The organism is Streptomyces sp. H27-D2, from assembly GCF_035828615.1.
Lineage (GTDB): Bacteria > Actinomycetota > Actinomycetes > Streptomycetales > Streptomycetaceae > Streptomyces.
Genome location: NZ_JAYMZR010000027.1, coordinates 13,706 through 26,480, shown reverse-complemented (window position 1 = coordinate 26,480; position 12,775 = coordinate 13,706). Strand labels below are relative to the sequence as shown.

Genomic DNA, 12,775 nt, shown 5'->3' with positions numbered 1-12,775 from the left:
CCGCCGCTATTCGGACGTGGCGTACGCGGCCCAGATCCGGGGCGGGAGGTTGTTGCCGCGCTCCGAGTCCGCGCCCCCCACGCCCTGCATCGGCAGCAGCTGCGGTGTGCCGGGCTTGGTGCGGAACAGCGTGATGGCCGTGGTCTCGTCCCCGGTGTGGCCGATGAACCAGGCGGACTTCATCCGGTCGTCCGTGCTGGTCCCGCCCGCCGTGACGTCGCCGAGCGACTTGACCGACTCCTGGTCGATCATGCGCCAGGAGGCGAACCGCAGCGCGTCGCTGACGTCGCGGGCCACCGAGGTGTCCATCACCCGCTGCACGCGCGGCTTCGCGAAGCCGTCGACCGGGGCGCCGCCCCGCACCACCCGGGTCACCGAGTACGGGTCGGCCCGGGTGCCGCCGTTCGTGAAGGTCGTGTACGCGCCCGCCATACGTACGGCGCTGGGCGTGGACGTGCCGAGCGGGAAGGTCCGGTCCAGCCGGGCCATGCTCTCCTCGCGCAGCCCGGAGGCGACCGCCAGGTCCCGGACCGTCTTCAGCCCGGTGTCCTTGCCGAGCTGCACGAAGGTGGCGTTGGCGGAGGTCAGCAGCGACTCGCGGAGCGTCGTGGGCGGCTCGTACTTCTTGCCGGCCGGGGTGGCGGGCCGGAGCTGCGGTCCGCCGGAGATCAGCCGGTTGTGCTCGTCGTAGTAGCTGTCCAGCGAGACCTGGCTGCTTCCGGAGCGCGGGCCGTGCTGGAGGGCCGCGGCCAGGACGAAGGGTTTGAAGGCGGAGCCCACCGGCACCCCGGAGGTGTCCGCGTTGTTGGCGAAGTGCTTGGTCGCGTCGGCGCCGCCGTACGCGGCGGTCATCGCCCCGTCGGCGGGCCGTACGGTGGCCGCGCCGACCTCCACATGCCGGTCCTTCGCGCGCTTCTTCGGGTCGAGGTCGCGCTCGCGCACCTGCCGCACGGCCTTCTCCAGCCGCCGCACCTTGTCCTTCTCGAAGGTGGTGTGGACGCGGTAGTCGCCGCGGGCGAGATCCTCGTCGGTCAGTCCTGAGCGCTTCTTGATGTACTTGTTGGCGATGTCGACGAGATAGCCGGTCTGGCCGCTCAGGCTGGTCGGCTTGGAGATCTTCCGGGGCTCGGGGTAGCTGCGGTACTTCGCGCGCTGCTCCGCGCTCATCGCGCCGGCCTTCACCTGCCGGTCGAGTATCCACGACCAGCGGGCGACGGCGCGCTGGTGGTTCGCCGCTCCGTCCGCCGGGTCGTACTCCTCGGCGCCCTTCAACAGGGATGCCAGCATGGCCCCCTGACTGGGGTTCAGGTCCTTGGCGGGGATGCCGTAGTACGCGTTGGACGCGGCCTGGATTCCGTACGCGCCACGGCCGAACCAACTGCTGTTGAGGTAGCCCTGGAGGATCTCGCGCTTGCTCTTGCTGTTGTCCAGCTTCAGCGAGATGAAGAATTCCTTGAGCTTGCGCTCGGCCGTCTGGTCCTGCGAGAGGTAGGTGTTCTTCACGTACTGCTGGGTGATGGTGGAGCCGCCCTGGACCTCCCCGCCGCCCGCCATGCTGACGACGGCGCGCGCGATGCCGGTCACCGAGACGCCCGAGTCGGTGTAAAAGCTCTCGTTCTCGGCGGAGATGACCGCGCTCTCCACCGAGTCGGGTATCTGCGAGAGCTCGACGTTCTGCCGGTCGACCGCGCCGACGCTCACCATCTGGCTGCCGTCGGCCCAGTAGTAGACGGTGGCCTGCCGGCGCGCCTCCGCGTTCTCGTCGGGGATCTCCACGCTGACGTACACGGCGGCGAACAGCCCGACGAACAGTCCGGCGCCGAGCAGGAGCCCGCTGAGCTGCTGCCGCCAGGACGGCAGCCAGCGGCGCGGACCGGTTCTGCCCCGGCGGGGGTAGTCGATGCGACGTTGGCGCCTGCGGCGTTCAGCCATGCTCCGGCAACTCCTCGCTCACGAGCCCGCGCCGGCATGGCGCGGGCTTGTGGGACAAGAGGGGCCGGGCCGCTGCCGGGTTGTCTGCCGGAGCGGAGAATGTCGGGTCAGCAGCCGCCGCAGTCGTAGTAGAGGACGTCCCAGTGGCTGCCCTCGCGGGCGTAGATGTTGCCGGATCCGGACTGGTACATCCGCGCGCCGTCGCCGCGCGTGCCGATGTAGGGGAAGGTGCCGGTGATGTAGTTGCTGACGCAGGCGGACGGGCTGAAGTCCAGTTTGTAGCCGTTCCAGTGGCTGTACGTGCCGCCGGCGTGGCCGGTCTCGGTGCCGCCGGTGATGTTGAGCGCGCAGCCGCTGGCGCTCCTGAGGGTCTGCGCGCCCTGCGCCGAGGCCAGGTTGAGCTGGCTGAAGGACGTGCAGGTCGGGTTGTTCCGGTCGGAACAGCCGCCGGACGACGACCAGGTGATGCCGGACGAGGTGAAGCGGGCGGTGGCCTGTGCGTGGCTGAGCTTGGTGACGGCGGCGGTGTCGGCGCGGCCGGGGCTGTCGGGACCGGCGGTGGCAGGGGCCGCGTGGGCCGGGCCGGCGGCCGATCCGGTGGCCGCGGCGGCCGGGCCGGCGCCGGGCGCGAGAAGCGCGCCGAGAACTCCGGGAACGAGGACGAGCGTGCTGAGGACGGAGCGGAATCTCACGGGAGGACCCTCCTGCTGTGGACCGTGCTGCGAATGAGTCGGCTGTGCAGGGGCGAGCGCGTGGAACACAAGGATGGCGCCCGAGTTCTACGCGCGTCCGCCTGACCCCCGCACGACCCGTCGCACGACCGTCGCGTGAGACGTCGCAGGACCCGTCGATGGCGCGGCCCACGCGTCACCAGGACGCGCCGCAGGAAAGGTTGAAAACTTAACAAGATGGAGCTAGAGTGAATCTCGTTGAACGTTAAACCATATCGTCATCGAGGAGGAGCCATGGCTCTGTTCACCCGCAATCGCAACGCCGCCCCGGCCACCACCGGCACCGTCCTCGAGACGGACCCCGCGCTCGCCGCCCTGACCGGCGACTACGCCATCGACCCGGCGCACACCAGCATCGGCTTCGTCGCCCGGCACGCCATGGTCACCAACGTCCGCGGCTCCTTCCTGGAGCACGAGGGCACGCTGCACCTGGACGGCTCCGCCCCGGCCCGCTCGCACGTCGCCCTGGACGTCAAGATCGCGAGCATCGACACCGGGTCCAAGGACCGCGACGGGCACCTGCTCAGCGCCGACTTCCTCGACGTCGAGGAGTTCCCCCGGATGACCTTCCGCAGCACCGCCGTCGAGCAGGCCGACGGGGACGAGTACCGCGTCACCGGCGAGCTGACGATCAAGGACGTCACCCGCCCGCTCACCATCGACCTCACGTTCACCGGCGCGGCCACCGACCCGTTCGGCAACGAGCGCGTCGGCTTCGAGGGCAGCGCCCAGATCCTGCGCTCCGACTGGGGCCTGACCTGGAACGCCACCCTGGAGACCGGCGGCGTCCTGGTGAGCGACAAGATCAAGCTCACCTTCGACATCTCGGCTATCAAGTCCGCGCCGCAGGCCTGACCCCACCGGCTCGACGGCACCGACTCGACACAGGCGCCGGCGGACCCACCCGGCGCGGCGGCGGGCCGCCTCTCTGATCGGACTGACCGGAGACGCCCGCCACGGCGCCGGCGGCCGCGCTCCACCGGCCCCCGGCCGCGCCAATCCCGCTCCAGGGTGAACAATCGCCTCATGAACCAGGAACACGCTCAGGACGGCGGAGACCCAGCGTGCTGGCTGGACCAGATCTGCGACGCGTGCGGACGCGTCCGGGAGGGGTCCGCGACGGGCGACGTCTGCGAGCACTGCGGGGCGGGCCGATCGGACCGCGCGGACCTCGCGGGGCGGCGACCGGGTGGAGGGGGTCCGGCCGGTAGCGAGGACGGCGGGGATGGCGCGGGTGGCGGCCCCGACGCGGATGCCGGTCTTGGCGCGGGCGGCGCGGATGCTGGTCCCGACGCGACTGCCGCTCCCGACGCGGGCCGCGGCCCCGACGCCACTGCCGCCTCCCGTACGGACTCCCCCGCGGCGAGCCGCCGCGACCGCGACCCGGAGGGACGCGCGCGCAACGCCCGTCCGCGCGACGGCCTGGGCCGCCCGCTCCCGTACGGCACGCCGGGCGTGGAACGGCAGCCCGAAGGGGTCGTGCGCACGCCCGACGCCGCGCTCACCGAGGCCCAGCGCCTGCTGGACGCCGGGATGCCCTTCCACGCCCACGAAGTGCTGGAGGACGCCTGGAAGTCGGCCCCGGAAGCCGAACGGGCGCTGTGGCGGGGCATGGCCCAACTGGCCGTTGGGCTCACGCACGCCGCCCGAGGCAACATCTCGGGCGCGCGAACCCTGCTGACCCGGGCCGCGGACGGCATCGCCGCGTACCGGCAGGACCCGCCGCACGGCATCGACATCGCGGGCCTCATCGACTGGGCCCGCCGGCTGACCGCCGACATCGGCACCGGCCCCCCGGTGGACGCGGGGCGGGCTGCGCCCGTTTTGCGAGTGGGGTGACCGCAATCGTTGCCCGGTCCGCCCGGTGGGCGGTGTCCTCAAACGCCTGGGGGCACCTCCCGGGGAGGGCTGAATTCAGCCCTCCCCCAGCCTTCGGCCGGGAGGTGCCCCCAGGCGATTGAGGACAGCCCGCGCAGGGGCCTACTCCTGCGGCTCAACGCCCGCGCGCAGCAACCCGTACACATACGCGTCGTCCAGCGCCGCCCAGGAGGCCGCGATCACGTTCTCCGCGACGCCGACCGTGGACCACTCGCCCTGCCCGTCGCTCGTGGAGACGAGCACCCGGGTGATGGACTCGGTGCCGCTCTTGCCCTCCAGGATGCGGACCTTGTAGTCCACCAGCTCCAGCTGGGCGAGCTGCGGGTAGATCCGCTCCAGGGCGACGCGCAGCGCGCGGTCCAGGGCGTTGACCGGGCCGTTGCCCTCCGCGGTGGCGACGATGCGCTCGCCCTTCGCCCACAGCTTCACCGTCGCCTCGTTGGCGTGCGTGCCGTCGGGGCGGTTCTCGACGATGGCGCGCCAGGACTCGACGCGGAAGTAGCTGCGGGGGCCGCCCTCGACCTCTTCGCGCAGCAGCAGTTCGAAGGAGGCGTCGGCGGCTTCGTAGGTGTAGCCGCGCTGTTCGCGCTCCTTGACGCGTGCGACGACCCGGCCGACCAGTTCCCGGTCGCCGCCGAGGTCGATGCCCAGTTCCTTGCCCTTGAGCTCGATCGAGGCGCGGCCCGCCATGTCGGAGACCAGCATCCGCATGGTGTTGCCGACCTGCTCCGGGGAGATGTGCTGGTAGAGGTCGGGGTCCACCTTGATCGCGGAGGCGTGCAGGCCGGCCTTGTGGGCGAAGGCCGAGACGCCGACGTAGGGCTGGTGGGTGGAGGGCGCGAGGTTGACGACCTCGGCGATCGCGTGCGAGATGCGGGTCATCTCGCGCAGCGAGCCGGGGGGCAGCACCGTGCGCCCGTACTTGAGTTCCAGCGCCGCCACGACCGGGAACAGGTTGGAGTTGCCGACCCGCTCGCCGTAGCCGTTCGCCGTGCACTGGACGTGAGTGGCGCCCGCGTCGACCGCCGCCAGGGTGTTGGCCACGGCGCAGCCGGTGTCGTCCTGCGCGTGAATGCCCAGTCTCGCGCCGGTGTCGGCCAGGACCGTCGCGGTGACGGCCTGGATCTGGGCGGGCAGCATCCCGCCGTTGGTGTCGCAGAGCACCACGACGTCCGCGCCGGCCTCGTGCGCGGCCCGTACGACCTGCTTGGCGTAGGCCGGGTTGGCGCGGTAGCCGTCGAAGAAGTGCTCGCAGTCGACGAAGACCCGGCGGCCGGCGGCGCGCAGGAAGGCGACGGTGTCGCGCACCATCGCGAGGTTCTCGTCCAGGGTGGTGCGCAGCGCGAGTTCGACATGCCGGTCGTGCGATTTGGCGACGATCGTGACGACCGGTGCGCCCGCCTCCACCAGCGCCTTGACCTGCGGGTCGTCCTCGGCGCGCACGCCCGGCTTGCGGGTCGCGCCGAAGGCCACCAGTTGCGCGTGCTTGAAGTCGATCTCGGCCTGCGCGCGGGCGAAGAACTCGGTGTCGCGCGGGTTCGCGCCCGGCCAGCCGCCCTCGATGAAGCCCACGCCGAAGTCGTCCAGGTGCCGGGCGATCGTCAGCTTGTCCGCGACGGTCAGGTTGATCCCCTCACGCTGCGCGCCGTCGCGCAGCGTGGTGTCGAAAACGTGGAAGCCGTCGTCGGGCAGCGAAGGGTCTGGGGCGTCCGTCATGCTGAGTGACTCCTGTCGGGATCTCGGCCTACCTGGGATCCCCCGTGCCTGTGGCAGGGGGAGACCGGTTCCACCGTCTTCCTATGATCCCTCGCGCTCCGCGCCCGGCCGTGGGTGGGCCGGGAAACGAAAAAACCCCTCGCGGGTGCGAGAGGTCTGCGCGCGGGTCGTGAGACACGGTGTCCACCGACGCTGCGGGTCTGCTGCGGTTCGGCGGTCACTGCGGACCGGCGCGCCTGCTGCCAATAATGGTGGCGAACGAGAGCACGGACGCAGTCTGGCATACGGGGGCGGGGTTCGGAACGTGGGTCTCATGATGCGGGCGGGGCGGATCGGCCGGGTCGGGGGCGGCTCTCGGGCGGCTCTCGGCAGCTCGCGGCGGGGGCGGCCCGCCGCTGTGGGGCGCCCCCGCCACGTAGTCACGCGCCTGCCTCAGCGCGCCTCGGCCTCAGCGCCTCCCAGTGCCGCTCAGCGCACATAGCGGACGAAGACATCCGAGGTGTCGTTGCCGTCCCCCGGTACGAAGTCCCCGTCGTAGCCGGAGAAGGCCGCGACCGAACCGTCCCGGTCGATCACGCCCTCGCCGCCGTTCGGCTCGCCGTCCGTGCCGGGCGTCACCAGCTTGTCCTCGCCGCTCCGCAGGTCTCGCAGATACAGCCCCTCCTGCCCCGCGCCCGCGGAGGAGAACAGCAGCTTGGAGCCGTCGGCCGAGATCGCGTCCGCCGCCGCGATGTCGGTCGGCTGGACGCCGTCGACCCGCTGGAGGGCGCCGGTGCGCAGGTTCCGTACGAACGGGTTCCAGCCCGTGTTGGGGTCGGCGCCGGGCACCAGGTTGGTGGCGTACGAGTTGAAGGCGACCGTCTTGCCGTCCGCGCTGATCAGCGGTGTCGTGGACGCCTTGTCCGCCTCGGCCCCGTCGTGGGTGGCGTCGACGTGCCGCTCGCGCTTCGTTAGGCGGTCGTGGACGAAGATGTCGCCCCAGTCGTCGCCGCGCGGGCCGTTGCTGTACGAGTCCTGGTAGGCGACCATCCGGCCGTCCGCGCTGATGGACGGGCTGACGCAGCCGCGCCCGTAGTCGTCCGGGGCATGGCTGACCAGTTCGGTGCTGCCGGCCTTCCGGTCGCGGACGTAGATCCGGCTCTCGTTGCCCTTGCCCGCACCGGCTCCGAGCGGTTCGCCGCGAAGGCGACGTAGCACCCGTCGGCGCTGATCGAGGGCGAACCCGCGCGGTCGTAGCCCGGGTCCAGTCCCACGTCGACCCGCTCGGTGCGGCCCGTCCGCAGGTCGCGCACGCGCACGGTGGACGCGCGGTCCACGCTCGATCCATAGGCGAGGTAGCGGCCGTCGGCGCTCAGCGCGGGTGGTCCGCGCTGCCGCCCTCGACCGCGATCCGCTGGAGCTTCCCGGTCCGCAGGTTCCGCACGAAGACGTCCGGCTCGCCGTTGGCGTCCCCCGCCGCCAGGTTCGAGGCGTAGGAGGTGAAGGCCACGACGTGGCCGTCGGGCTGATCAGCGGCGCCCGGCCGTCGCTCGGGTGGGTGACGGCGACCGTCGTGCGGTCCCTTGACGGAGGTGTACGGGACGAGGCGGCCGGGACGGTGCGGCTGTCGGCGCGTCCGGCTGGCGCGTCCGGCTGGCGCGTCCGGCCGGTGCGGCTGTCCGGCGCGGCTGTCCGGCGCGGCTGTCCGGCGCGCGGGAGACGGCCCCGGTCAGGCGTCCGGGCACGCGTCGCCCGGAAGCGTGCCGTCCGGCCGCAAAGTGAGCGACTCGTCCAGGTACTCGCCCACGTCCGCGACGATCCGGGCCCTGTCCGTGCCGGGCAGGCCTATGACCAGGTGGGTGCCGAAGCCGTCGAGCAGCGCCCGGGTGCGGGTCGCGAAGCGCTCCGCGTCGACGGCGCGGAATTCGCCCCGCGAGCCCCCCTCGACCAGCAGCGCGACCAGGTCGCGGTGCCAGGCCAGCTCTATGTCGAGCAGCCGGGCGCGGGTGCTCTCGTCGGCGCTGCGCGAGCGGTTCCAGACCTCCAGCCAGAGGATCCAGTGCGGGTCGCGGTGGTCGAGTGGGAGGTACAGGTCGACAAAGGCGTCGAGCCGTTCGCGCGCGGGCGTGCGCCGGGCCAGTCCGGCGCGGCGGGCCGTGCCGAGCTGCTCCTCGCTCCACTGGAGGGTCTGCAGCAGCAGCTCGTCCGTGGTGCGGAAGTAATAGAGGAGGTGTCCGCTGCTCATGCCGACCTCGCGGCCCAGTCCGGCCATGGTGAGCCGGTCCAGGCCGAGGTCGACGATGGTGTTCATGGCCGCGGCGAGGAGTTGCTCGCGCGGCGGCGCGTTCCGCCGGGAGCGGGTCGGACCGGACACCATGGCTCCTTCCGACTCCGTTCGATCACACCGCGGGCTGCTGCTGGGTGATGCAGTGGATACCGCCGCCACCCGCGAAGATCGTACGTGCGTCCACCAGCGTCACGGTCCGGTCCGGGAACAGTCGGCGGAAGATGCCCGCCGCGTGCTCGTCCCGCGGGTCGTCGAAGGAGCAGAGCACGACGCCGCCGTTGCACAGATAGTGGTTGATGTACGAGTAGTCGGCCAGCTCGCCGTCCACCTCGGTCACGGTGGGCGCGGGCACCTCGACGACCTCCAGGGTGCGTCCCCTGGCGTCCGTCTCGGAGCGCAGCTGGCGCGCGATCCCCGCGCAGAGCTCGTGGTCGGGGTGGCTCTGGTCGGGCTGGCTGTGCACGAGGACGACGCCGGGGCGCGCGAAGGCGGCGACGATGTCCACATGGCCGCGGGTGCCGAACTGCCCGTAGTCGGCGGTGAGCCCGCGCGGCAGCCAGATCGCCTTCTCGGTGCCCAGGTGGGCGTGGATCTCGGCCTCGACCTGCTCGCGGGACCAGTTCGGGTTGCGCCCCGCGTCCCGCTGGACGGTTTCGGTGAGCAGCAGCGTGCCCTCGCCGTCCACGTGGATGGCGCCGCCCTCGTTGACGAGCCGGGAGGCGTAGCGGCGGGCGTCGGCCCGCGCGCTGACGTACGAGCCGATCTTCGCGTCGCGGTCCCAGCGGGCCCATTCCTGCGCACCCCAGCCGTTGAAGACCCAGTCGACGGCGGCGAGCCGTTCGCCGTCGGTGAGGAACGTCGGGCCGATGTCCCGCATCCAGGCGTCGTCGAGCGGCTGTTCGACGACGTCGATGCCGGGGCCGAGCACCTTGCGCGCGTTCGCCCGCTGTCCGGGGCCCGCGACCACGGTGACCGGCTCGAAGCGGCGGACCGCGCGCGCCACGGCGGCCCAGGCCTCGCGTGCCTCGGTCAGTGTCGCGTCGCCCTCCTCGCCGAAGGTGAAATTGGGCCCCGGCCAGGCCATCCAGGTGCGCTCGTGCGGCGCCCACTCCGGTGGCATCCGGAAGCCGTCGGCCATCGGGGTGGTGGTGGTGGTGAGGGTGCTGGGGACGGTGCTGGGGACGGTCATCGTCGCAGTCCTTGCCGGTTGTTCAGCTGGGCGTTCGGGGGGGAGGCCGGGGAGCCGGTGGAGCCGCACCCCAGCCACGCCGCCAGCCAAGATCTCATAGTTCGAGCGTCACTCTAACGAGAAAGTCACAGTACGGGAAGCATTGACCGTAGGGCTGAGGTAAGTCACATTGAGCGCAGCTCTAAGAGTCGCCAACACGTACGCCCCCCAGCGACACGTACGCACCCCCAGGGAGACAGCCCATGCCCGTAGAACAACGCGGCGTCGACACCGTCCCGGACGAGGAACGCACCAGCGGCCCTCGTGACCTCGTCAGCATCCTGCTCGGCTCCAACCTGGCCCTCGGCGTCGTGATCTTCGGCTGGCTCCCGGTCTCGTTCGGCCTCGGCTTCTGGCCCGCGGTGACCTCCCTCGTCGCCGGCACCCTCGCCGGCACGCTGCTCACCGCACCGCTCGCACTGGTCTCGCTGCGCACCGCCACCAACCTCTCCACCAGCAGCGGCGCGCACTTCGGCGTGCGCGGCCGGCTCATCGGCTCGGTGATCGGGCTGCTGCTCTCGCTGGGCTACACCGCGCTGACCCTGTGGGTCGGCGGCGACGCCGTCGTCGGCTGCCTCCACCGGCTCATCGGCCTGCCGACCGGCGACCTGACGTACACGCTCGTCTACGCGGCGCTCGCGGGCTGCACCGCCGTCGGCGCCGTCTACGGCTACAAGCTGCTGCTCCGGCTGAGCCGAATCCTCGCCTTCGGCATGACCGCGCTGCTGCTCATCGGCCTGATCGCGTACGCGGGCACCTTCACCACCGCCGCGCCCGGCGGCAGCGAGTACCTGCTCGGCGGCTTCTGGCAGACCTGGCTGCTGGCCGCCGTCTCGGCCGGGCTCAGCGGCCCCATCGCCTTCATCACGCTGCTCGGCGACTACACCCGCTACATCTCGCCCCGCCGGCACAGCCCGCGCAAGGTCTTCTGGAGCACCTGTCTGGGCCTGGTGGTCGGTCTGCTCGTGCCCCAGCTGTTCGGCACCTTCACCGCGCTGGCGGTCGGCGCGGGCGACGACTACGCGGGGCCGCTCGTCGCCGGGGCGCCCTTCTGGTACCTGGGACTGCTGCTGCTCGCCGCCTCGGCGGGCTCCATCGGCAACGCCGGGCTGATGCTCTACTCCATGGGCCTGGACCTGGACGCGATCCTGCCGCGCGCGACCCGCACCCATGCCACCTACGTCGTCGCCGCGCTCTCCACGGTCCTCGTCTACGCCGGGCACTTCGCCTCGGCCGCGCAGGAGGCGATGACCGCGTTCGTCCTGCTGCTCACCGCGGTCGGCACGCCCTGGGCGGTCATCACCGTCATCGGCTATTTCCGCTGTCGCGGCAGGTACGACTCCGAGGCGCTCCAGGTCTACAACCGGGGCACCCGGGGCGGCGCGTACTGGTACCGGGCCGGGTGGCACATCCCGGCGACGATCGCCTGGGCGGCGGGCTCGGCCGCCGGGCTGCTGGCCGTCGACACCTCGCTCTACACCGGCCTGCTGGTCCCCTGGACCGGCGGCATCGACTGCAGCTTCCTGCTCTCGGCGACGGTCGCGGCGATCGTCTACCCGGCGCTCACCACCCGCGAGCCCCGCCCGACCCCGACGGCGAAGCCCGCCCGGCAGCACGCCGACGCGAGCTGACCACCCGGCTGCGACGGAGCCTCGGAGCCTGGGCCCCGTCTCCGAGGCCCAGGGCTGCGAAGCCCAGGCTGCGGCGCTCCGGCTCCGAGGCCCCGGCGAAGATGCGCGAAGACCCGCGGACGTTACGGCCTCGGGCGGTACCGCCCGGGGCCGGGCCGCCCGAGGGCGGCGACCGGGCGTCAGGCCAGCTCGTGCATCCAGCCGTGGGTGTCGACGGCGTTGCCGGTCTGGATGTCGAGCAGCGCCTTGCGCAGCTCCATCGTGACCGCGCCCGGCTCGCCGTCGCCGACGCTCCACTCGGCGCGGGCCGACTTCACCGAGCCGACCGGGGTGATCACGGCGGCGGTGCCGCAGGCGAAGACCTCGGTCAGGGTGCCGTTCGCGTTGTCCCGCTTCCACTCGTCGGTGGAGATCCGGCCCTCGACGGCCTCGTAGCCGAGGTCGGCGGCGATCCTCAGCAGCGAGTCGCGGGTGATGCCGGGGAGCAGCGAACCGGTCAGCGCCGGGGTGACGATCCGCTGCTTGCCGCCGTCCACGCCCTCGTACACGAAGTAAAGGTTCATGCCGCCCATCTCCTCGACCCAGCGGTGCTCGGTCGCGTCCAGCCAGACGACCTGGTCACAGCCGTGCCCGGCGGCCTGCGCCTGGGCGACGAGGGAGGCGGCGTAGTTGCCGCCGGTCTTGGCCGCGCCGGTGCCGCCGGGGACGGCGCGCACGTACTCCTCGGAGAGCCAGACGGAGACCGGCTTCACGCCGCCGGGGACGTACGCTCCGGCCGGCGAGGCGATGATCATGAAGAGGTATTCGTTGGCGGGCTTCACCCCGAGCCCGACCTCGGTCGCGAACATGAAGGGGCGCAGGTAGAGCGTCTGCTCACCCTGGCTCGGCACCCAGGCCACGTCCTGCGCGACCAGCGCGTCGCAGGCCTCGATGAAGGTCTCGGCCGGCAGCTCGGGCATCGACAGCCGGCGGGCGGACGTCTGGAAGCGCGCGGCGTTGGCCTCGGGGCGGAAGGTCGCGACGCCGCCGTCGGGCTGGCGGTACGCCTTGAGGCCCTCGAAGATCGTCTGCGCGTAGTGCAGCGTCATGTTCGCCGGGTCGATCGACAGCGGCGCGTAGGGCACCAGCTGCGCGTCGTGCCAGCCCCGGCCTTCCGTCCAGCGGATCGTCACCATGTTGTCGGTGAAGTAGCGGCCGAATCCGGGGCTGACCAGGATCGCCTCGCGCTCCGCGTCGGACAGCGGATGCGAGGAGGGTTTGAGCTCGATCGTGGGCGTCGTCATGAGTACGTGTCCTTCACCGTGTGGTTATGGCGGACCGCACTCGCGCCGTCCCGATCGGTACGAGGACGTCCGAGTTTCCCGGCGTACAGCGGCCCCACGTTCGATTATCT

10 protein-coding genes and 1 pseudogene are annotated in these 12,775 nt (G+C 71.9%); 3 read left to right on the top strand and 8 right to left on the bottom strand.

Going from position 1 to position 12,775, the window contains the following annotated elements; all coding sequences use genetic code 11:
* Positions 1 to 6 precede the first annotated feature (6 nt).
* Both QMK28_RS13270 and QMK28_RS13265 read right to left on the bottom strand, forming a co-directional pair.
* A complete protein-coding gene (locus tag QMK28_RS13270; RefSeq protein WP_326437396.1) occupies positions 7 to 1,932 on the bottom strand; it encodes a transglycosylase domain-containing protein in 1,926 nt (641 codons plus the stop codon).
* Between the two features lie 107 nt (positions 1,933 to 2,039).
* Positions 2,040 to 2,624 carry a hypothetical protein gene (locus tag QMK28_RS13265; protein WP_326437394.1) on the bottom strand — a complete coding sequence of 195 codons (585 nt, stop codon included), beginning with the start codon at positions 2,622 to 2,624 and terminating at the stop codon, positions 2,040 to 2,042.
* Between the two features lie 273 nt (positions 2,625 to 2,897).
* Here QMK28_RS13265 and QMK28_RS13260 point away from each other — a divergent pair, with 273 nt between their 5' ends.
* Positions 2,898 to 3,518 carry a YceI family protein gene (locus tag QMK28_RS13260; RefSeq protein WP_326437392.1) on the top strand — a complete coding sequence of 207 codons (621 nt, stop codon included), beginning with the start codon at positions 2,898 to 2,900 and terminating at the stop codon, positions 3,516 to 3,518.
* 510 nt (positions 3,519 to 4,028) lie between these two features.
* Positions 4,029 to 4,502: pseudogene (locus QMK28_RS34260) on the top strand (DUF309 domain-containing protein); the annotation flags it as partial.
* Between the two features lie 141 nt (positions 4,503 to 4,643).
* Here the strand turns inward: QMK28_RS34260 and cimA are convergent.
* The 5 genes from cimA to QMK28_RS13230 form a co-directional block, all read right to left on the bottom strand.
* On the bottom strand, positions 4,644 to 6,257 hold the full coding sequence (gene cimA / locus QMK28_RS13250) for a citramalate synthase (protein ID WP_326437388.1): 1,614 nt from the start codon (positions 6,255 to 6,257) through the stop codon (positions 4,644 to 4,646).
* Positions 6,258 to 6,725: 468 nt separating this feature from the next.
* A complete protein-coding gene (locus QMK28_RS13245) occupies positions 6,726 to 7,454 on the bottom strand; it encodes a TolB family protein (RefSeq protein ID WP_326437386.1) in 729 nt (242 codons plus the stop codon).
* 154 nt (positions 7,455 to 7,608) lie between these two features.
* Positions 7,609 to 7,746 carry a hypothetical protein gene (locus tag QMK28_RS13240; protein ID WP_326437384.1) on the bottom strand — a complete coding sequence of 46 codons (138 nt, stop codon included), beginning with the start codon at positions 7,744 to 7,746 and terminating at the stop codon, positions 7,609 to 7,611.
* A gap of 219 nt (positions 7,747 to 7,965) precedes the next feature.
* Positions 7,966 to 8,613: a TetR/AcrR family transcriptional regulator gene (locus QMK28_RS13235; protein WP_326437382.1), complete on the bottom strand. Its 648-nt coding sequence runs from the start codon at positions 8,611 to 8,613 to the stop codon at positions 7,966 to 7,968.
* Positions 8,614 to 8,635: 22 nt separating this feature from the next.
* Positions 8,636 to 9,712 (bottom strand): agmatine deiminase family protein, encoded by a 1,077-nt coding sequence (locus QMK28_RS13230; protein ID WP_326437380.1) that lies wholly within the window; start codon positions 9,710 to 9,712, stop codon positions 8,636 to 8,638.
* Between the two features lie 242 nt (positions 9,713 to 9,954).
* Here QMK28_RS13230 and QMK28_RS13225 point away from each other — a divergent pair, with 242 nt between their 5' ends.
* Entirely contained in the window at positions 9,955 to 11,382 is a 1,428-nt protein-coding gene (locus QMK28_RS13225) for a cytosine permease (RefSeq protein ID WP_326437378.1), read from the top strand.
* A 179-nt stretch (positions 11,383 to 11,561) separates the two neighbouring features.
* Here QMK28_RS13225 and QMK28_RS13220 read toward each other — a convergent pair whose 3' ends face one another.
* A complete protein-coding gene (locus QMK28_RS13220) occupies positions 11,562 to 12,665 on the bottom strand; it encodes a branched-chain amino acid aminotransferase (protein WP_326437376.1) in 1,104 nt (367 codons plus the stop codon).
* Between the last annotated feature and the right edge of the window lie 110 nt (positions 12,666 to 12,775).

Bases quoted from the DNA above. Each gene is read 5' to 3' on its own strand.
- QMK28_RS13270 (WP_326437396.1), bottom strand. From the start codon at position 1,932: ATGGCTGAACGCCGCAGGCGCCAACGTCGCATCGACTACCCCCGCCGG.
- QMK28_RS13260 (WP_326437392.1), top strand. From the start codon at position 2,898: ATGGCTCTGTTCACCCGCAATCGCAACGCCGCCCCGGCCACCACCGGC.
- cimA (WP_326437388.1), bottom strand. From the start codon at position 6,257: ATGACGGACGCCCCAGACCCTTCGCTGCCCGACGACGGCTTCCACGTT.
- QMK28_RS13235 (WP_326437382.1), bottom strand. From the start codon at position 8,613: ATGGTGTCCGGTCCGACCCGCTCCCGGCGGAACGCGCCGCCGCGCGAG.
- QMK28_RS13230 (WP_326437380.1), bottom strand. From the start codon at position 9,712: ATGACCGTCCCCAGCACCGTCCCCAGCACCCTCACCACCACCACCACC.
- QMK28_RS13225 (WP_326437378.1), top strand. From the start codon at position 9,955: ATGCCCGTAGAACAACGCGGCGTCGACACCGTCCCGGACGAGGAACGC.
- QMK28_RS13220 (WP_326437376.1), bottom strand. From the start codon at position 12,665: ATGACGACGCCCACGATCGAGCTCAAACCCTCCTCGCATCCGCTGTCC.